Source organism: Streptomyces phaeofaciens (assembly GCF_014648915.1).
Classification (GTDB): Bacteria; Actinomycetota; Actinomycetes; order Streptomycetales; family Streptomycetaceae; genus Streptomyces; species Streptomyces phaeofaciens.
In genome coordinates, this window is the sequence record NZ_BMSA01000034.1 from 1 (window position 1) to 20,155 (window position 20,155).

The 20,155-nt window shown below is 71.2% G+C and carries 13 protein-coding genes; 12 read left to right on the forward strand and 1 reads right to left on the reverse strand.

Annotated features, from left to right (window positions below; all coding sequences use genetic code 11):
* Positions 1 to 2,546: discoidin domain-containing protein (locus tag IE275_RS38495; protein WP_189717336.1), on the reverse strand; the 2,546-nt coding region annotated here is incomplete at its 3' end.
* A 493-nt stretch (positions 2,547 to 3,039) separates the two neighbouring features.
* Here IE275_RS38495 and IE275_RS38500 point away from each other — a divergent pair.
* From IE275_RS38500 to IE275_RS38555, 12 genes are all read left to right on the forward strand, one after another.
* Positions 3,040 to 4,044 (forward strand): LacI family DNA-binding transcriptional regulator, encoded by a 1,005-nt coding sequence (locus tag IE275_RS38500; protein ID WP_189717337.1) that lies wholly within the window; start codon positions 3,040 to 3,042, stop codon positions 4,042 to 4,044.
* A 258-nt stretch (positions 4,045 to 4,302) separates the two neighbouring features.
* Complete coding sequence (locus IE275_RS38505; protein ID WP_189717338.1) at positions 4,303 to 5,637, forward strand: ABC transporter substrate-binding protein; 1,335 nt, start codon at positions 4,303 to 4,305, stop codon at positions 5,635 to 5,637.
* A gap of 7 nt (positions 5,638 to 5,644) precedes the next feature.
* A complete protein-coding gene (locus tag IE275_RS38510; RefSeq protein ID WP_189717339.1) occupies positions 5,645 to 6,589 on the forward strand; it encodes a carbohydrate ABC transporter permease in 945 nt (314 codons plus the stop codon).
* Positions 6,586 to 7,443 carry a carbohydrate ABC transporter permease gene (locus IE275_RS38515; RefSeq protein WP_189717340.1) on the forward strand — a complete coding sequence of 286 codons (858 nt, stop codon included), beginning with the start codon at positions 6,586 to 6,588 and terminating at the stop codon, positions 7,441 to 7,443. Before IE275_RS38510 ends, IE275_RS38515 begins: the two co-directional genes overlap by 4 nt.
* A gap of 29 nt (positions 7,444 to 7,472) precedes the next feature.
* Positions 7,473 to 10,202: a glycoside hydrolase family 38 N-terminal domain-containing protein gene (locus tag IE275_RS38520; protein WP_189717341.1), complete on the forward strand. Its 2,730-nt coding sequence runs from the start codon at positions 7,473 to 7,475 to the stop codon at positions 10,200 to 10,202.
* Positions 10,203 to 10,296: 94 nt separating this feature from the next.
* Entirely contained in the window at positions 10,297 to 13,314 is a 3,018-nt protein-coding gene (locus tag IE275_RS38525) for a glycoside hydrolase family 2 TIM barrel-domain containing protein (protein ID WP_189717342.1), read from the forward strand.
* 214 nt (positions 13,315 to 13,528) lie between these two features.
* On the forward strand, positions 13,529 to 15,211 hold the full coding sequence (locus IE275_RS38530) for a dolichyl-phosphate-mannose--protein mannosyltransferase (RefSeq protein WP_189717405.1): 1,683 nt from the start codon (positions 13,529 to 13,531) through the stop codon (positions 15,209 to 15,211).
* Positions 15,212 to 15,351: 140 nt separating this feature from the next.
* On the forward strand, positions 15,352 to 16,437 hold the full coding sequence (locus tag IE275_RS38535) for an S-(hydroxymethyl)mycothiol dehydrogenase (protein ID WP_189717343.1): 1,086 nt from the start codon (positions 15,352 to 15,354) through the stop codon (positions 16,435 to 16,437).
* Positions 16,437 to 17,069 (forward strand): MBL fold metallo-hydrolase, encoded by a 633-nt coding sequence (locus IE275_RS38540; protein ID WP_189717344.1) that lies wholly within the window; start codon positions 16,437 to 16,439, stop codon positions 17,067 to 17,069. Before IE275_RS38535 ends, IE275_RS38540 begins: the two co-directional genes overlap by 1 nt.
* Before the next feature lie 253 nt (positions 17,070 to 17,322).
* Positions 17,323 to 17,685, forward strand: a complete 363-nt coding sequence (locus tag IE275_RS38545) for a bifunctional 3-phenylpropionate/cinnamic acid dioxygenase ferredoxin subunit (RefSeq protein ID WP_189717345.1) — start codon at positions 17,323 to 17,325, stop codon at positions 17,683 to 17,685.
* On the forward strand, positions 17,682 to 18,842 hold the full coding sequence (locus tag IE275_RS38550; RefSeq protein ID WP_189717346.1) for an NAD(P)/FAD-dependent oxidoreductase: 1,161 nt from the start codon (positions 17,682 to 17,684) through the stop codon (positions 18,840 to 18,842). The genes IE275_RS38545 and IE275_RS38550 overlap by 4 nt, the downstream gene beginning before the upstream one ends.
* Before the next feature lie 173 nt (positions 18,843 to 19,015).
* Positions 19,016 to 20,146, forward strand: a complete 1,131-nt coding sequence (locus tag IE275_RS38555) for an aromatic ring-hydroxylating oxygenase subunit alpha (RefSeq protein WP_189717347.1) — start codon at positions 19,016 to 19,018, stop codon at positions 20,144 to 20,146.
* The last annotated feature ends 9 nt before the right edge of the window (positions 20,147 to 20,155 follow it).

Here is a 20,155-nt window from a genome sequence, read left to right on the forward strand (position 1 = left end):
ACGGACTTCACGTCGGTCCAGGTCTCGGCGTCGTCGGACACCTGGATCACGTACGTCTTCGGGTAGGCCGACTCCCACAGCACGGCCACGCGGTCGAACTTCCGCACGGAGCCGAGGTCGACCTGGATCCACTGGTCGTCCTCGTAGGCGGAGGACCAGCGGGTGGCCGGGTCGCCGTCGGTGGCGTGGGAGGCCGGGTGGTCGGACTCCTCGGTGGAGGCGTTCGCCGTCCGGCGCAGGGCGAGGTCGGTGCCCGGGGCGGCGCTGTCGATGACGCCGAGGGACCACAGGGAGTTGCCCCAGCTGGTGTTGCGCACCCCGCAGGCGAGGCGCACATAGCGGGCGCTGCGTGCGGCGAAGTCCTCCACCTGGAGGCTGGCGTTGCCGCTGTTGAAGGGCAGGGGGACCGCGCTGTGGTCCACGGACGCCACGTCGTTCCAGGTGGTGCCGTCGGCGGAGACCTGGACGACGTACGTCTTCGCGTACGCCTGTTCCCAGACCAGGTCGACCCGGTCGAAGGACTGCACGGACCCCAGGTCGACCTGGATCCACTGGTCGTCCTCGTAGGCCGAGGACCAGCGGGTGGCCGGGTCGCCGTCGGTCACGTTGGCCGGGCCGTGGTCGTCGCCGTCCTTGCTCGACGCGTCGGTCGCCGCGTGCAGGGCGAGGTCGGTGCCCGGCCGGGCCGTGTCCAGCACGGACAGGGACCACAGCGAGCTGCCCCAGCCGGTGGCGCGGGTCAGGCACGTGATCCGTACGTGTCGGGCCTGCTGCCGGTCGAGGTCCACGGACTCGGTGTACGCGTCGCCCGTGGCCTCGAAGGGCAGCGGCACCTCGTACTCGTAGCCGAACTGGCGTATGCCGAACCGGGAGTTGCGGCGGTCGCTCTCGGTGCCGCCGACCGACGCGACCAGGGTGAGGTCGTGCAGGACGGGGTCGCCGAGCCCGTTGGGCCACCACAGCTGCGGGTCGCGCAGCCGGAGCCGGCCGAAGGCGCCGGGGGTGAACGTGACGTCCGTGCTCCCGCCGGCCGGCACGGTGACGACCTTGCTGACCCGTACGTCGCCGAAGGCCGCGGAGACCGTCGTCCGGTGGTCGGCGGAGTCGGCGTTGCGGACGGGCACGACGACGGTCAGCTCGGCGACCGACACATCGGGCAGGTCGGGGAGCACGGTGTCGACGCGCGGGTCGCCGATCACGACATGGCCGGTGGATCTGAGCCGGACGTGGTTCCAGATGCCGGCGGACCGGTCGCGTACCGCTGGCATCCAGTCCCAGCCCGAGGCCGCCAGGTAGGTGGGCGAGTTGAGGTTCATCTGGCCGGCGCCCGCGTCCACCCAGGCCTCCCCGGCGGGTCCCTTGTCGCCCGGGCTGCCGGGCACCGGGATCGGCGTGATCCGTACCGCGAGCGCGTTCGCTCCTCGTGTGGAGAGCAGTTCGGTCACGTCGTGGGCCGAGCGGGCGAAGGGGAAGGTGAGATCGCCGACCCGACGGCCGTTGAGCCAGATGTCGGCCGTGTGGTTGATCCCGTCGAACTCCAGCCAGATCCGTCGGCCGGCACCGGTGCGCAGCCCGCGCGGGACCTCGAAGTCCCGCTTGTACCACCAGGAGTGCCGCGACAGGGCCTCGGGGACATGGAGGTTGTTGAGCCCGGCGACGGGGTCGGGGAGCTTGCCCTGGTCCACGAGCGAGGTGAGCACCGTGCCGGGAACCGTGGCGGGCAGCCAGCCGCTGGTGTCGACGGACGTCCTGGAGAGGCCGGCGCCGTCGGCGCCCGCCCAGTCGTCCAGGGTGAGCCGCCAGCCGGACTCCAGCGGGACCGTGCCGTCGTCGGCGACCGTCAGCCGCGGTGCCGGCTCGCGATGGGTGCCCCAGTCGGTCCAGCCGGTGGCCGAGGGCCGGTGGCCCCCGGCGGTGCCGTACACCTCGAAGGCGTTCAGCCCCAGCGGCAGCGGGCTGGAGCGTCTGCGGGAGGTCATGCGCACCCAGCGGGCCGGCACCGGGCGGGTGGGCTCGATCTCCACCACACCGCCGGTACCCGCGGTCGTCCGGTGCACGGTCGTCCAGGACTTCCCGTCCAAGGACGCCTCCACCACGAAGTCCACCGAGTAACTCGACCGGATCTCCTTGCCGGTGGTGCCGCTGTGCACATTGCCGCTGGTGGGAGGGGTGTACACCGGATCGCTCGCGTCCCCCTCGAAGGTGAGGCGGATCGCGGTGACGGTGCAGGCGGCCTCAAGGTCGACGGCGATCCACTGCGGGTCGCCCGCCTCCGCCCGCCATCCGCTGCCCCGCACGCCCGGCGAGGCGAGCCGGTCGACCACGAACGAGCCCGGAGTGGGGGCGTAGTCGGTCGACGAGACCGAGACCGGGCGGTGGAGCGCGAGTTCACGGGGTGCGGAGGACGCCGCCGGGGTGTCGGCGCCGGCGGCGGAGGCGGTGGACACGGGAAGCAGGGAACCGAGCCCGAATCCGGCGAGCAGAGTGGAGCCGGTGGTGACGACGGAACGGCGCGACGGGCGCGGTGAACTCGACTGATCTGTCATGCGTGGTGATGTCCCATCAGAACACAGCGTCGCGGGCCGGTGAGTGCGGGTGCGCGTGACGCCAACGGAATGACAACGTTGCCAAAGGCTCGGACGCGGGGGAAGCTGTGTCAACCCCCGAGGCGGGAGAACGGCGGCCGCGCGGCCGCCGCCTTCGGCGACTTCGGGGAACGGGGACAGCCAGGTCGGCCCTGGGGATGACGGCCGACCACGGCCCCCTCCCGGACGGCGCCCCCATCGCGCACCTCCCGGACCTGCCGGAGGACGAGGGGTGGCGACGGGCGACCAGGACCGTCGGCCGGCAGGGGCGCGGCGCCCGACAGCGCCGCACCGGGGACCCGCCGCGACCGATCGCCGTCACCCTCGCCACGCCACGTCCTCGCGACACGGCACCCCCGGGCCGTGCGCGGACCTGGCTTCGTTCGACCAACCGGCCCAGGCATACTCGGGCTCTGCGCGCGCACCGGCGTTCGCACGAAGCAGGAGGTGGGCGATGGTGCCGACATCGGGGACGGAGCCCCGGAAGATCACGATCAACGACGTCGCCAGGTCTGCCGGAGTGTCCCGTCAGACCGTGTCACGGGCGCTCAACGACAAGGGCGAGATCGACAGTGACACGAAACAGCGTGTGCTCGACGCCGCTCGGGCGCTCGGCTACCGGCCGAGCCGCTTCGCCCGCGGTCTGGTCCGCCAGGACACCATGACCATCGGGCTGGTCATCCCCGACCTGCTCAACCCGTTCTTCACCGAGGTCGCCGCCGCCGCGCTGGAGGCGGCCCGGACCCGCGGCTGGCACGTGGTGGTGTACGACACCGCGGACCGGGCGGAGGAGGAGCGCGGCACGCTCCAGGTGATCAGTTCGCAGGTGGACGCGGTCATCGGCTACTTCAGCTGCTCCGAGAGCGAGCTGGAGGCGTCCACCCGCGGCATGCCGGTGGTCCTGATCGGCCGGGAGGGCGGCAGTACGCGGTTCAGCTCGATCCGGATCGACGGCGAGGAGGGGGTCCACGCCGCGGTCGCGCACCTGGTCGCGCAGGGGCACACCCGCATCGGCATGCTCGACCACCACACCCGCGCCGAGCCGAGCATCCGGTACGAGTGGTTCACGGCGGCCGCGGTGGCGCACGGGATCGACGCCGGTCTGGTGGTCGGTGCGGATCAGACGGCCGACGGCGGAGGAACCGCGCTCAGGACCCTGCTCGCCGCTCATCCCGAGGTCACCGCGGTCTTCACCTTCAACGACATCATCGCGATCGGCGTGCTCCGCGAGGCGCGCCGGCTCGGCCGGAGCGTCCCGCGGGATCTGGCGGTGATCGGCTTCGACGGCCTCCAGCTCGGTGCGCTCGTCGAACCCCCGCTGTCCAGCGTCGCCCTCGACACCCGGCAGCTCGGCGCGCTCGCCGTCGAGCAGGTCGCCCGGCTCCTGTCGGGGCTGGAGACACTCGGCGCCGAGGACCTCGTCGTCCGCGCCGAGCTGCGGCTGAGCGGGTCCGCCTGAGGTGACGCACGGGCATCCGATTCGCATGTCTTGACATGGGACCGCGCCGGAGCGCAAACTTCCGAACATTCCGCCCCGCACTTCGAGATCAACCCGTAAGAACCCTTTTGAGCAGTACCGTGAGCGCTCCCGTGAACGTTCACGGGAGCGCTCACGGAAGCCGCGCGAAGGGTCCCTCTCCCCCGGAGGGCCGCCAGCCCGAGGGAACAGCATCGAGCCGCCTAGCACCGTCGCTAGTCGTTGTCTGGAACGGAAACCATGAGCAGCACAGTCACGCGTATGCGCCTCGCCGCCGTCGCCACGGCCGCCAGTGTCGCCGTCCTCGCCGGATGCTCGTCGCCCGCACCGGCGGACGGGACATCCGCAGCGTCCTGCGAGCCCGCGAAGGGCAAGGTCACGCTCCAGTACTGGAACACCGTTCCGGGCATGGACAAGGTCGTCGACCTGTGGAACAAGAAGAACCCGGACATCCAGGTCGAGACGAAGAACATCTCCAACGACCAGTACGGCACCCTCGGCAACGCCCTCAAGGCGGGCAAGGCGCCGGACCTCGCCCAGGTCGGCTACGACGAACTGCCCAACCTGCGCACCCAGAACGCCTTCGTCGACGCCTCCGCCTGCTCGGCCGCCACCGCGGCCAAGTCCAAGTTCGTGCCGTGGACCTGGTCGCAGACCAGCTTCGGCGGCACCGGCGTGTTCGCCCTCCCGCAGGACACGGGCCCGATGGCGCTCTACGTGCGCAGCGACCTCTTCGAGAAGCACGGCATAGCGATCCCCACGACCTGGGACGCGTACGCGGCGGCCGCCCAGCAGCTGCACAAGGCGGACCCGGACCTCTCCATCACGTTCTTCGACCCGAACAACGCCGAGTGGTTCAACGGGCTCCTCTGGCAGAACAGCTCCGAGATGTACAGCTACTCCGGCGACCAGTGGCACGTCACCGTCGAATCCGACCAGAGCAAGCAGGTCGCCGGGTACTGGCAGAAGCTGATCTCCGACAAGCTCGTGCGCACCGACCTCGCCAACGGTTCGACGCAGATGTACGCCGCGTACCAGAAGGACCAGGTCGCCAGCTACGTCGGCGCCGCCTGGGGCTACAGCATGTTCCGCGACAACCTGCCCAAGCAGGCCGGCAAGTGGTCGATCGTCCCGATGCCGACGTGGGGCTCGAACGGTGCTTCCGGTGACTGGGGCGGCTCGACCGTCGCGTTCATGAAGGGCGGCAAGCACCTCCACGAGTCGGTGAAGTTCAACACCTGGCTGAACAGCGACCCCGAGGCCCTCGCGATGGAGAACGAACTCGGCGGTCTCTACCCGGCCGCCGACGCCGGCCTCCGGCTTCCCGCGCTCTCCAAGGGCGTGCCGTACTACAACAACGAGAAGATCTTCGACGTCTTCGCCGACTCGTCCAAGAAGATCGACACCAGTTTCACCTGGGGTCCCACCCAGAAGACGGTGAACCTCGCCCTCCAGGACGCGATGGCCAAGGCGGCCGCGGGCGACGGCACGCTCGACGACGCGCTGGCAGCCGCTCAGGCGGCCGCGCTGAAGTCGATGAAGGACCAGGCGATCCCGGCCGCGGCGGGCAAGTGACCGCGGGATGACCGACACCGCAACCCGCGCGGCCCGCGTGGTGGCTTCGACCGGGGCCCGCCGTCGTCCAGGCGGCGGCCCCCGGGCGGGCACCATCACCGCGTTCGTGACCCCCTTCTTCCTGCCGTTCGTGCTGTTCTACCTGGTACCGGTCGGCTACGCACTCTGGCAGAGCTTCCTCGCGGTACGCCGCACCGGCGGACAGTACGGCACCTCCTACACGACCTTCGGCGGCTTCGAGCAGTACGAGAAGGTGTTCCAGAACACCGAGTTCTGGTCCAGCATCGGGCGCATCGCACTGTTCGGCATCGTGCAGGTGCCGGTCATGCTGTTCGTCGCCCTGATCATGGCGCTGCTGCTGGACACCCCCCTGCTGAAGCTCAAGTCGGTCTTCCGCATCACCGCGTTCATGCCGTACGCCGTACCCGGAGTCATCGCCGCGATCATGTGGTCGTACCTCTACTCCCCACAGCTCAGCCCCCTCGTCGAGCTGCTGAACGCCATCGGCCTGCGACCCGACTTCCTCGGCCCCGGCGCCGTGCTGTGGTCGGCGGCGAACGTCTCCACCTGGCTGTGGACCGGCTACAACATGCTCATCATGTTCTCGGCCCTGCAATCGATCCCGCAGGAGCTGTACGAGGCCGCCAAGCTCGACGGCGCGAGCAACTGGACGATCGCCTGGCGGATCAAGGTCCCGATCATCGCCCCGTCGATCGTCCTCACCACGGTGTTCTCGATCATCGGCACCCTCCAGCTGTACGCCGAGCCCGCCGTGCTGCGGCAGATCTCGTCGAACATCTCGAGCACCTTCACCCCGAACATGCTCGCCTACGCGGTGGCCTCCGGGAACAACTACCAGCAGGCCGCGGCCATCTCCGTGGTCATCGCCGTCATCACCTTCGTCCTGAGCTTCGGGTTCATGCGACTGACCTCGAAGAAGGCAGGACTGTGAGCACCCCCTCCGTGAACCGGGAAAGCGGCCTCAGCCGCACGGCCGCCATGGCCGTGATGCTCCTCCTGGCGGTCTACTTCCTGCTGCCGATCTACTTCCTGATCGTCGCGGCCACCAAGCCGCAGGGAGACCTCGCCTCCACCAACGGGCTGACGTTCTCGCACTTCGACCTGTTCGACAACCTGCGCGTCCTGTTCACCCGCAGCGACGGCATCTTCGGCCGGTGGGCCGTGAACACCGTGCTCTACGCCGTGCTGGGCGCCGCCGTCGGAACCATGATCTCCGCGCTGTGCGGCTACGCGCTCGCCAAGTTCCGCTTCCGCGGCCGCGAGTTCCTGTTCTCCGTCATCCTCGGCGGCGTCCTCGTCCCCACCACCGCGCTCGCGCTGCCGTTGTTCCTGCTGTTCTCGGCGACCGGGATCGTCAACACGTACTTCGCGGTGTTCCTGCCCAGCATCGTCAGCCCGTTCGGCGTCTACCTCGCACGGATCTTCGCCAACGCCGCCGTCCCGCAGGAACTCATCGAGTCGGCGCGCCTGGACGGCGCCGGCGAGTTCCGCACCTTCTTCTCGGTGGCGTTCAAGCTGATGACGCCGGCGCTGGTGACCATCTTCCTGTTCCAATTCGTCGCCATCTGGAACAACTTCTTCCTGCCGATGGTGATGCTCCAGAAGGAGTCCCTCTTCCCGATCACCCTCGGCCTGTACCAGTGGAACGGCCAGACCGCCCGCGCCCCGCTCCTCCAGGAGTCCGTGATCACCGGCTCACTGGTGTCGATCGTGCCCGTGATCGTCGTGTTCGTCCTCCTCCAGCGGTTCTGGCGCACCGGGCTCGCCGCCGGCTCCCTCAAGTGACCACCCCTGTACAGAAGGTGCCTTACGCCATGCCCAACTCCGCCGTCTTCGTGCCCCATTTCCACTGGGACCGGGAGTGGTACGAGCCGTTCCAGGTGTTCCGGCACCGGCTCGTCGCCGCCCTCGACACCGTGCTGGAGACGGCCGAGGCGAACCCGGACTTCCGGTTCACCGTCGACGGGCAGATGGCCGCGGTCGAGGACTACCTGGAGATGCGCCCGGAGAACCGCGACCGTGTCGCGGCCCTGGTCGCCGACGGACGCCTCGCCGTCGGCCCGTGGCTCATCCTGCTCGACGAGTTCCTCTGTTCCGGCGAGACCATCGTGCGCAACCTCCAGATGGGCTGGGCGGCCGCGGCCGAACTCGGCGGCGCGATGCCCGTCGGCTATCTGCCGGACATGTTCGGCCACGTCGCACAGATGCCGCAGATCCTGGCGCGCGCCGGCATCGAGCACGCGGCGCTGTGGCGCGGTGTCCCCGGCACGGTCGACGGCCATGCCTTCCGCTGGCGCGCGCCCGACGGCTCCGAGGTGCGCACCGAGTTCCTCTTCGACGGTTACGACAACGGCCTCGACGTCCTGCTGGTACCCGACCGGATCGGCCGCGCGCTCGGCGAGTACGCCGAGATGACGGCCGGCCGATGGGGCGGCGACCCGGTACTGGCGATGGCCGGCACCGACCACCACGCGCCGGACCCGCGCCTCGCCGATGGGCTGCGGCGCGCCTGCGGCGAGGGCCGCGCCATCACCATGGCCACGCTCGACGAGTATCTCCGCGAGTACGTCCGTGACGAGGTGTCCGCCGTCGTCACCGGTGAGCTGCGCAGCCATGTGCGCGGCAACATCCTCCCGGGTGTGCTCTCCGTGCGGCTCGGGCTCAAGCAGCGGATGGCCGTCGCCGAGCGCACGATCGACCACGCCGAGCGCATGAACGCCCTCTGGTCCGGCCGCGACGACGCGCCGTTCCTCACGCTCGCCTGGCACAAGATCATCGAGTCGACCGCACACGACTCCGTCGTCGGCTCCGGCACCGACGAGACCTGCGACCAGGTCGCCGCACGGCTCGCCGAGGCCGCGCAGACGGCGCGTGCCGTACGGGACGCGGCGCTCGCCGAGCCCGCCGCCCGGATGCCGAGCGACGGCCACCTCGTCGCCAATCCGCTGCCGTTCGACCGCACGGCACTGGTCGAGGTGGACGTCGCCGCCCCCGGCGGGGGAACGGCCCTGGTCGCGTCCGCCGCCGACGGTTCGACGCGTCCCGTCCAGCTGATCTCCGAGGCGCCCACCGTGCTCAGCGACGAGCGCATGGACGCCTCGCAGCTCGAACGCGTACTGCGCCGCATCCACCGCCGAGAACTCTTCGGCCGGCTGATCGACCACTACGAACTCACCCCCGGCTCACTCGTCTTCCATCTCGCCGAGGTGCCGGCCGGGGGGCCCTTCGACCTGCTGATCCTGCGCCGCGAAGTCGCCGCCGCGGCCGCCGCGCACCCCGGTGAGTGGCGGGTACTGACCCTGGAGGAACCCCGGGCCACCGCACTCGTGGCCGTGAACGTTCCCGCCTGCGGACTGACCGGCTTCCGCGTCGGGCCGGGCGACCGCACCGCGCCCGCGGTGACGTCGCGGGCGCCGGCGACGGCGACGGAGAGCACGCTCGCGAACGGGCTGGTCGAGGTCACGGTCGCCGCCGACGGCACCCTGGACCTGACCGGGCCCGACGGCACCGTGCTGTACGGCGTCGGCCGCCTCGTCGACGGCGGTGACCGCGGCGACAGCTACAACTACGCGCCCCCGGCACAGGACGTCCTCGTGTCGGAGCCGACACGGATCACCGTCGAACGGCTCGAGAGCGGCCCACTGCGCGCACGGCTGCGCGTCACGCGCGTGTACGCATGGCCCACCGGGCTCTCCGGCGACCGCGATCTGCGCGACGACCGGACCGCGCCGACACCGGTGGAGACCGTCGTGGAAGTACGTGCGGGGGAGCCGTTCGTACGGATCTCCACCTCCTTCCTGAACCGGTCCGCCGACCACCGCCTGCGCTTCCATGTGCCGCTGCCCGAGCCCGTGGCCACGTCCGCGTCCGCCGGACAGTTCGCCGTCACCGAGCGCGGACTCACGGCCGAGGGCGGCTGGGGCGAGTATCCGCTGCCGACCTTCCCCGCCGGGACGTTCGTGTCGGCAGGCGCCGCCACCGTCCTGCTGGACCACTCCTGCGAGTACGAAATCGTCGGCGACGGCTCCGAACTCGCCGTCACCCTGCTGCGCGCGATCGGCTCGATCAGCGTCAACATCCATCCCCTCCGCGACGAACCCGCGGCGAGCGAGATCCCCGTCCCGGGCGCGCAGGATCTCGGCATGCGCGTCGAGAACCGGTTCGCCGTCGTCCCCTCGGCGACCGGCTGGCAGGGGGCGAACGCGGTCGCTCTCGCCGAGGAGTTCCGCAACGACGTCCTCGTCACCCGCGGGACCGCGCCCGCCGGAGCCCCCCTGCCGCCGGACACGGCCGGCGTGCGGGTCGACGGCGAGGACGTCCTCGTCTCGGGCCTGCGCCGGGTCACCGACGACGAGCGCGGGGCCGGTACCGAGCTGCGGTTGGCCGCGATGCGCGACACCGCGTCGACCGTCCGCGTGACGGGTGCGTTCACCGAGGCCACCACCGTCGATCTGCTCGGCCGGCCGATCTCCCGCACCCAGGTCCGCGACGGACTCGAACTCGCCCTCGGCCCCTGGGAGATCCGCACCGTCGTCCTCCGGTGACCCGTACCGCCCTCGCCCGCACCGCCCGCACCCGGGTCGGCGGACCGCCGCCGGCATCCGGTCCCGTTCGCCATCAAGAAAGTGTCGTGACCTCTTGCACACCGAGTTCTCCCCCCATGTTTCGGACACCGCACCCGGGCGTGGCGCGCTCCGCCCGGCCCGCTCGTGGCTGCACTCCGACGCGCCGGCCCGCTCGCTGAACGGCCCCTGGCGATTCCGGCTGTCACCCACGGCGTCGGTGGCGGAGGACTTCGCGGCCGAGGGCTTCGACGATCACCGCTGGGACAGCATCCCCGTGCCCTCCCACTGGGTACTGGAGGGCGAGGGGGCCTACGGCCGCCCGATCTACACGAACATCCAGTTCCCGTTCCCGATCGACCCCCCGCACGTCCCGGACGAGAACCCCACCGGCGACTACCGCCGCCACGTCGACCTCCCCGCCGACTGGGCGGACGCCGAGCGCGTCGTGCTGCGGTTCGAGGGCGTCGAGTCACTCTTCAGGGTGTGGGTGAACGGCGTGGAGATCGGCAGCGCCGCCGGCAGCCGCCTCGCCCACGAGTTCGACGTGACGTCCGCCGTACGCCCGGGCGACAACGTCGTCGCGGTGCGGGTGCACCAGTGGTCGGCGGCCAGTTACGTCGAGGACCAGGACCAGTGGTGGCTGCCGGGCATCTTCCGTGACGTCACCCTGATCGCCCGGCCGGCCGGGGGCATCGAGGACGTCTGGCTGCGGACCGGGTTCGACCACGGGCGCGGCCGCCTCGACCCGGAGATCACCGCCGACCCGGCGGCGTACCCGGTCACCCTGCGCATCCCCGGACTCGGCGTCGAGCAGGTCTGGGCGACACCGGCCGACGTGGCCCCGCTCGACGTGGCCGACGTGGAACCCTGGTCGGCCGAGCGGCCTCACCTGTACGACGCCACCGTGTCGACGGCGGCGGAGACCGTCACCCTGCGCGTGGGTTTCCGCACGGTCGAGATCCGCGGGGACCAGTTCCTGGTCAACGGCCGCCGCGTCGTTTTCCACGGCGTGAACCGCCACGAGGCCCATCCGCTGCGCGGCCGCGTCTTCGACGAGGAGCACGCCCGCGAGGACCTGGCCCGCATGAAGCGGTTCAACGTCAACGCGATCCGCACCAGCCACTACCCACCGCACCCACGGCTGCTCGACCTCGCCGACGAACTCGGCTTCTGGGTCGTCCTCGAGTGCGACCTCGAGACGCACGGCTTCGGAAAGGTCGACTGGGTCGGCAATCCCAGTGACGACCCGACCTGGCGCGAGGCGTACCTCGACCGCATCGAGCGCACCGTCGAACGCGACAAGAACCATCCCAGCATCGTGATCTGGTCGCTCGGCAACGAGTCGGGAACCGGCGGCAACCTCGCCGCCATGTCGGCCTGGGTCCACGCCCGCGACGCCGAACGCCCCGTGCACTACGAAGGCGACTACACCGGCGAGTACACCGACCTCTACTCGCGCATGTACGCGTCGGTACCGGAGATCGAGCGGATCGGCGCCGACGGCTCACGCTCCGCACTGCTCCACTGCACCCCGGCGCAGAGCGCCCGGCAGCGCACCAAGCCGTTCCTGCTGTGCGAGTACGCCCACGCGATGGGCAACGGGCCGGGTGGGTTCGACCAGTACGAGGAACTCGTCCACCGGTACCCGCGGGTGCACGGCGGCTTCGTCTGGGAGTGGCGCGACCACGGCATCCTGACCACGACCCCGGACGGAACGCCGTACCACGCCTACGGCGGCGACTTCGGAGAGGTCGTGCACGACGGCAACTTCGTCATGGACGGCATGCTGCTGAGCGACGACGTCCCGACCCCCAGCCTCCACGAGTTCAAGGCCGTCGTCCAGCCGCTCCGCTTCACCTTCGACGGCGACAAGCTGGCGATCGCGAACCTCCGGCACAGCTCCGACACGTCCGACCTGCGCTTTCGCTGGCGCGTGGAGCACGACGGGACGCCGGTCGACTCCGGGGACCTGGAGGTTCCCGTCGTGGCGGCGGGCGACTCGGGACGGGTGCCGCTGCCGAGGATCCCGGTGTCGCCGGACGCCGAGACCTGGCTCACGATCGACGCGGTGCTGGCGGCCGGGACCGCCTGGGCAGGTGCGGGACATGTGGTCGCGACCGCCCAGCTGGACCGCTCGCTCCCCTGTCCCGTGCCGGGTGTCCGGGCCAGGACCGGCTGGCGGCCCGGCGACGGAACACTGACTCTCGGCATCGCCGAGTTCGTCGACGGTTCCCTCGTCCGCCTCGGCGGCCGTGACGTGACGGGCCCGCGGCTGGAACTGTTCCGCGCGCCGACCGACAACGACGAAGGCGCGTCGGACGAGGTCGGGGAGAGCGACGCGAGCGTCGCCGGAGTGGCCAACGCCGAACTGTGGCGGCGCGACGGACTCGACCGGCTCACCACGCGCCGCGTGACCGTGGAGCGCACCGAGGCGGCCCTGCGCACCGTCGACAGGGTCTCCGCCGCGAACTCCGGGCAGTGGGTGACGGTCGAGTCCCTCTGGTCGCTGGAGGGCGACGAGCTGGAACTGCGCGTGGAGATCGAGCCCTCCAGCGGCTGGCGGACCGTGTGGCCGAGGATCGGCGTCCGCTTCGAACTGCCCGACGGGGACGCCCCCGTCGACGGCGCTCAGTGGTTCGGCCTCGGCCCGCACGAGTCCTACCCCGACAGCCTGCGCGCGGCCCGCACGGGCCGCTTCTCCGCCACGGTCCGCGACCTGTCGGTCGACTACGCGCGCCCCCAGGAGACCGGGCACCGTTCCGGTCTGCGTCGGCTGGCCCTGACGAGCGCCGACACCGAGGTGCTGCGCGTCGAGGCGCTCCCCGACCGGCACGGACGCCGCCCCGGCTTCACCCTCGGCCGGCACACCCCCCAGCAGATCGCCCGAGCCGCACACCCCTTCGAGCTACCGGATTCGACGACCGGTCACCTGATCATCGACGCCGCCCAGCACGGGCTCGGCTCGCGGGCGTGCGGTCCGGACGTGTGGCCCGAGTTCGCGCTCCGCCCCGAATCCCGCACGATCAGGCTGCGCATCACGGCGGGCGGCCCGGGCGACCCCACGGATTCCGGCCGCACGGGCATCGGCTGATCCACCACGGTCGGGGCACGCCCTCCGCCGGCGTGCCCCGACCCCGGACGGACCTTCGACGTCCCGCCGCCGGTGCGGTGGTCCCGCGCCGGGCGGCCCGTCGCTCGATGTCCCTCCCGGTCGCCGTGTGCGCGTCGGCACGTCCTAAGGTCATCCGGTGACGACGAGCCGCGCGCCCCGTTCCCCCGTTTTCGACGGCACCCCCGCGAGGACCGTGCCCCGCGACTGGCCTGGCCGGCTGCGCCTGTTCGGGTACACCGCAAGCCGAGGGGCCGAAAGCCCCGGGCCCGGAGTCCGCGAGCGCCTGGTCCCGCCCTTCCCCGAGCCGTCGACCCGCCTCCTGGAGCGCATGGGCCTCGGCCCCGCACCGGCGTACCGCGTCGCCGGGGCGATGGGCTGGCTGGGGCCGCTGCTCGTCGCCGTCCTGGCCGGAGCGCTCCGCTTCTGGCGCCTCGGCCGGCCCCGGGACCTCGTCTTCGACGAGACCTACTACGCCAAGGACGCCTGGTCCTTGCTGCGGCTCGGCTACGAGGGCACCTGGCCGGACCGCAAGATCGCCGACCCGCAGGTCCTGGCGGACCCTCAGGTCGTCCCGCTCTCCGACGCCGGAGCCTTCGTCGCACACCCGCCGACGGGCAAGTGGGTCATCGCCCTCGGCGAGTGGATGTTCGGCCTCACCCCCTTCGGCTGGCGCTTCATGACGGCGGTCCTGGGCACGCTGTCCGTCCTGATGCTGTGCCGCGCGGGACGCCGCCTGTTCCGGTCGACGGCGCTGGGCTGCCTGGCCGGCGCGCTGCTGGCGGTGGACGGCCTGCACCTCGTGATGAGCCGCTCCGCCCTCCTGGACCTCGTCGTCATGTTCTTCGTCCTGGCGGCGTTCGGATGCCTGCTCATCGACCGGGACCGTGCGCGCGCACGCCTCGCCGCCGCCCTGCCGACGGACGAGGACGGTCACACGCGCCCGGACGGGCACACCGGCGACCGCGCCGGGACGGGGTTGCGTCCATGGCGGCTCGCGGCAGGCTTCTTCCTGGGACTGGCGGCCGCGACCAAATGGAACGGCCTGTACTTCCTGGCCGCCTTCATGCTCCTCACCCTGCTCTGGGACGTCGGCGCCCGCCGTGTCGCGGGCGCGCACCGCCCTTACCTGGCGGTGCTGCGCAAGGACCTCGGCCGGTCGGCGCTGTCCGTCGCCCCGGTCGCCGCGGTGACCTATCTGGCGACCTGGACCGGCTGGTTCCTGTCCGACGACGGCTACGGCCGCCACTGGGCGGACGGCCGCGGCGGCACCTGGTCGTGGATACCGGCCCCGCTCCGCAGCCTGTGGCACTACGAGTACCTGGTCTACCGGTTCAACGTGGGGCTGCACACTCCGCACAAGTACGAGTCCAACCCGTGGAGTTGGCTGGTCCTCGGCCGCCCCGTGCTGTTCTCCTACCAGTCGCCGAAAACCGGGCAGGACGGCTGCGACACCGCGCGTGACTGCTCACAGGCGATCCTCGCCCTCGGAACACCGTTGCTGTGGTGGTCGGCCTGCTGCGCACTCGTCTTCCTCCTCCACCGCTGGGCCCTGCGCCGCGACTGGCGCGCGGGCGCCGTCCTGTGCGCGGTCGGCGCCGGCTATCTGCCCTGGTTCCTCTACCAGGACCGCACGATCTTCTCCTTCTACGCGGTCGTCTTCGTGCCGTACCTGTGCCTGGCCGTCACGATGATGCTGGGAGCCCTCCTGGGTTCTCCACGGGCGTCCGAGAAACGCCGCATCGGGGGTGTGGTGGCGGTGGGCGTGATCGTCCTCCTCATCACCTGGAACTTCATCTACTTCTTCCCGATCTACACGGGCCTGACGATTCCGTATCCCGACTGGGGCGCCCGGATGTGGCTCGACAGCTGGATCTGAGCACCGGCTCCGGCGGATGGCGGCGCCGTCCCCCGGCCTTGACCGGTCGTCGGCGCTCCACGATGCTTGTTGCGACACATGAGATGTGTGCCGTAATGAGCAACATCAGACTCAGGTCTCGCACCAACCGAGGAGTGGTCATGGCTCACCAGGTCCGTGCTGTCGTCGCCCGGGGGAAGGGCGCCCCCGTCAGCCTGGAAACGATCGTCGTGCCCGACCCGGGGCCGGGTGAGGCGCTGGTGAAGGTCGAGGCCTGCGGGGTCTGTCACACCGATCTGCACTATCGCGAGGGCGGCATCAACGACGACTTCCCCTTCCTGCTCGGCCATGAGGCCGCGGGCGTGGTGGAGTCGGTGGGGGAGGGGGTCACCGACGTGGCACCCGGAGATTTCGTCATCCTCAACTGGCGTGCGGTGTGCGGGCAGTGCCGGGCCTGTCTGCGCGGACGGCCGTGGTACTGCTTCGACACCCACAACGCCAGGCAGAAGATGACCTTGGCCGATGGGACCGAGCTGTCGCCCGCCCTCGGCATCGGTGCCTTCGCGGAGAAGACGCTGGTGGCGGCGGGGCAGTGCACGAAGGTCGACCGGGCGGCCTCGGCGGCCGTGGCCGGTCTGCTGGGGTGCGGGGTGATGGCGGGCATCGGCGCGGCCATCAACACCGGCAACGTCGGACGCGGCGACAGCGTGGCCGTCATCGGCTGCGGCGGTGTCGGCGCGGCGGCGGTCGTCGGATCGCACCTGGCGGGCGCGGCGAAGATCATCGCCGTGGACATCGACGGCCACAAGCTGGAGACCGCCGCGAAGCTGGGCGCGACCCACACCGTCAACTCCAGGGAGACCGATCCGGTCGAGGCGATCCGCGAGCTGACCGGCGGGTTCGGTGCCGACGTGGTCATCGAGGCGGTGGGCCGCCCGGAGACGTACAAGCAGGCGTTCTACGCCCGAGACCTGGCGGGCACGGTCGTCCTCGTCGGTGTGCCGACCCCGGAGATGAAGCTGGAGCTGCCGTTGCTGGACGTCTTCGGGCGGGGCGGCGCGCTGAAGTCCTCCTGGTACGGCGACTGCCTGCCCAGCAGGGACTTCCCCATGCTCATCGACCTCCACCTCCAGGGCCGGCTGGACCTCGACGCGTTCGTCACGGAGACCATCGCCCTGGACGAGGTCGAGAAGGCCTTCGAGCGGATGCACCACGGCGACGTGCTGCGCTCGGTGGTGGTCCTCTGATGGCCGGTGCCCGCATCGAGCGTCTCGTCACCTCGGGGACGTTCTCGCTGGACGGCGGTACCTGGGACGTCGACAACAACGTCTGGATCGTCGGTGACGACAGTGAAGCGCTCGTCATCGACGCCGCGCACGACGCCGAGGCCATCGCCGAGGCCCTGGGCGGGCGCACCCTGCGGGCCGTCGTGTGCACCCACGCCCACAACGACCACATCGACGCCGCACCGGAACTCGCGGCGCGCACCGGTGCCCCGATCCTGCTCCACGCCGGCGATCTGCCGTTGTGGAAGCTGACCCACCCGGAGCGGGCCCCCGACGGCGAACTGGCCGACGGCCAGGTGCTCGCGGTGGCCGGTGTCGAGCTGACCGTGCTGCACACTCCGGGACACGCGCCGGGTGCCGTCTGCCTGTACGCGCCGGCCTTGACGGCGCTCTTCGGCGGCGACACGCTCTTCGCGGGCGGGCCCGGGGCGACGGGAAGGTCGTACAGCGACTTCCCCACCCTCGTCGACTCGATCCGGGACCGGCTGCTGACCCTGCCGGGCGACACCGTCGTGCACACCGGACACGGGGAGGCCACCACCATTGCCGCGGAGGCCCCGCACCTTCAGGAGTGGATCGACCGAGGGTTCTGAACCGCCCGGCACGCCCCGGTCGGCGCGCGCCCGTCTCCCGGCCCCGCAGGGGCCCCGAGGCGGGCCGCCTTCATATGTTCCGCGCGGGCCCGAACCCTCCCGTCGTGTTCTGCATGACGCACTGCGTTGCGCAGACAGAAACAGCTTCCCTTGCGTCGCCCCGGCCCGTGAACACCTTGACAAGGGGTTCTGGGCAACTCCAGACTGATGTTGCGCTTACCGCAATCCGTTTCGCTATACGCACCGAGGTGTCATGATGATTCCCGCGTGCCGTCTCGCGGATCTCCCGCGAGGCGAGGCCCTCCGGCTCGACATCGATCCGCCGGTCTCGGTGTTCCATACCGACGACGGCGAGATCTTCGCCATCGACGACACCTGCACCCACCAGGACGCCTCGCTCGCCGACGGCTGGCTGGAGGGCTGTGAGGTGGAATGCCCGCTGCATGCCTCGAAGTTCGACCTGCGGACCGGCGCCGTCGACGCCCCGCCCGCCAAGCTCCCGGTCCGGACGCACGAGGTCCTCGTCGAGGACGGCATGATCTACGTCCGGGTCTCCACGCAGGCTCCCAACCTGCCGCCCTGCGTCGCGGCCCGGCTCGCCGGGGGTCCCGCGTGAGGACGGTGGCCGTGGTGGGAGCCTCGCTGGCCGGCCTGTCGGCGGCGCGGTCCCTGCGGAAGCAGGGCTACGACGGACGGCTGGTCGTCATCGGCGACGAGCTGCACCGCCCGTACGACAGGCCGCCGCTGTCCAAGGAGTTCCTGGCCGGCACCGTCGGCGAGGCGGAACTCGCGCTGGAGGCGGACGGCGAGGATCTGCGGGCCGAGTGGCTGCTCGGCTCCCGCGCCACGGGCCTCGGCCGCGCCGACCGCGCCGTCCGGCTGGCCGACGGCCGGGAGGTCCGCGCCGACGGCGTCGTCATCGCGACCGGCGCCGCCGCGCGCACCCTGCCCGGCAGCGAGGGCCTCGCCGGAGTGCACGCCCTGCGCACCCTGGACGACGCCCGCGCCCTGCGGGACGAACTGGCCCGCGGCGGGCGGCTGGTGGTGATCGGCGGCGGGTTCATCGGCGCCGAGGTCGCGTCCACCGCGTACGCCCTCGGCCTGGAGGTGACGGTCGTCGAGGTGGCCGCGACCCCGCTCGCCGGGCCCCTCGGGGAGGCCATGGGCGGCGTCGTCTCGGCGCTCCACGCGGACCACGGCGTACGGCTGCTGTGCGGGGTGGCGGTGAAGGGGCTGAGCGGCGAGACCCGGGTCGACGCCGTCCTGCTCGAGGACGGCCGCAGCATCCCCGCCGACATCGTCGTCGTCGGCGTGGGAGCCCGGCCGTGCGTCGAGTGGCTGGAGGGATCCGGCGTCCTGCTCGACAACGGCGTCAAGTGCGGCGCGGACGGGCGTACCAGCCTGGCCGGTGTGGTCGCGGTGGGCGACTGCGCCAACTGGTACGACCCGCGCGCGGGCGCCCACCGCCGCGTCGAGCACTGGACCGGCGCGCGGGAGCGGCCCGACGCCGCCGTGGCCGCACTGCTGGCGGGCGGCGCGGTGGAACCGGGCGTGCCCCGGCCGCCCTACTTCTGGTCGGACCAGTACGGCGTGAAGATCCAGTTCGCCGGTCACGCGGCCGGCGCCGACAGCGTGACCGTCGAAGAGGGCGCCGCGGGCGACCGCAACGTCCTGGCCGTCTACCGGCGTGCCGGACAGCCGGTCGCCGTGCTCGGGATGAACCAGCCCCGGCTGTTCACCCGCTGGCGCAAACAGCTCGGCGCTCCGCTGTGAGGACCGTGACGGGCCGTTGTCGCTCCGCGGCGCCATCACGGCCGGCCGCGCCCCGCGGCGGAGCCGCATGTCGATACAGGCCCGCGCCCCTGTAGGGCGCTTTCTCAAGCCGGCTGCGCATGCACACGGCACGCAGCGCCGCCCCCTCCACGACGTCTCCCGAGGAGTGCAACGTGACCTCGACCAGCCTGCCGGACAGCCTGATCGCCACCCTCCCCGGCACCTCCTACACCGATCCCGGGATCTTCGCCCAGGAGCAGGAGCACATATTCGAGACCATGTGGTTCTGCGTCGCGCGCTCCTCCGAGCTGGCGAAACCCGGTGCCTTCCGCACCGTCGACGTGGGCCGCGAGAGCATCCTTCTCACCCGCGCCCGCGACCACTCGATCCGCGCCTATTTCAACGTCTGCCGGCACCGTGGGGCCAAGCTGTGCACGGAGGAGTCCGGCGAGGTCAAGCGGGCCTTCCAGTGCCCGTACCACGCCTGGACCTACGGTCTGGACGGCAAACTGGTCGCGGCGCCCAACCTCACCAAGATGCCCGACGTCGGCCGCACCGAGTACGGCCTGGTGAGCGTGGCCACCCGCGAGTGGCTCGGCTATGTGTGGGTCTGTCTGGCGGAGAACCCGCCCTCCTTCGAGGAGGACGTCGTCGGCGAGGTCGTCGGCCGCCTCGGGGACGTCGAGTCGATCGAGCACTACGACATCGACCATCTGTCGGTCGGCCGGCGGATCGTCTACGACGTCAGGGCGAACTGGAAGCTCATCATCGAGAACTTCATGGAGTGCTACCACTGCGCCACGATCCACCCGGAACTGACGGAGGTGCTGCCGGAGTTCGCGGACGGCTACGCCGCCCAGTACTACGTCGGTCACGGCGCGGAGTTCGGCGAGGAGGTCCAGGGGTTCACCGTCGACGGCTCGGAGGGCCTGGACCGCATCCCGGGCGTCGCCGAGGACCAGGACCGCCGCTACTACGCGATCACCGTCAAACCGCAGGTGTTCATCAACCTCGTGCCCGACCATGTGATCTTCCACCGGATGTACCCGGTGGCCGTCGACCGCACGATCGTCGAGTGCGACTGGCTCTACCTCCCGCACGTCGTCGAGAGCGGCAAGGACGTCAGCCGGTCCGTGGAGCTCTTCGACCGGGTCAACCGGCAGGACTTCGAGGCGTGCGAGCGCACCCAGCCCGGAATGAGCTCCCGGCTCTATGCCAAGGGGGGCGTACTGGTGCCGAGCGAGCATCACATCGGCGCCTTCCACGACTGGGTGAACGAGCGCCTGGGCATCGCCCAGCCGTAGCGGGGGAGC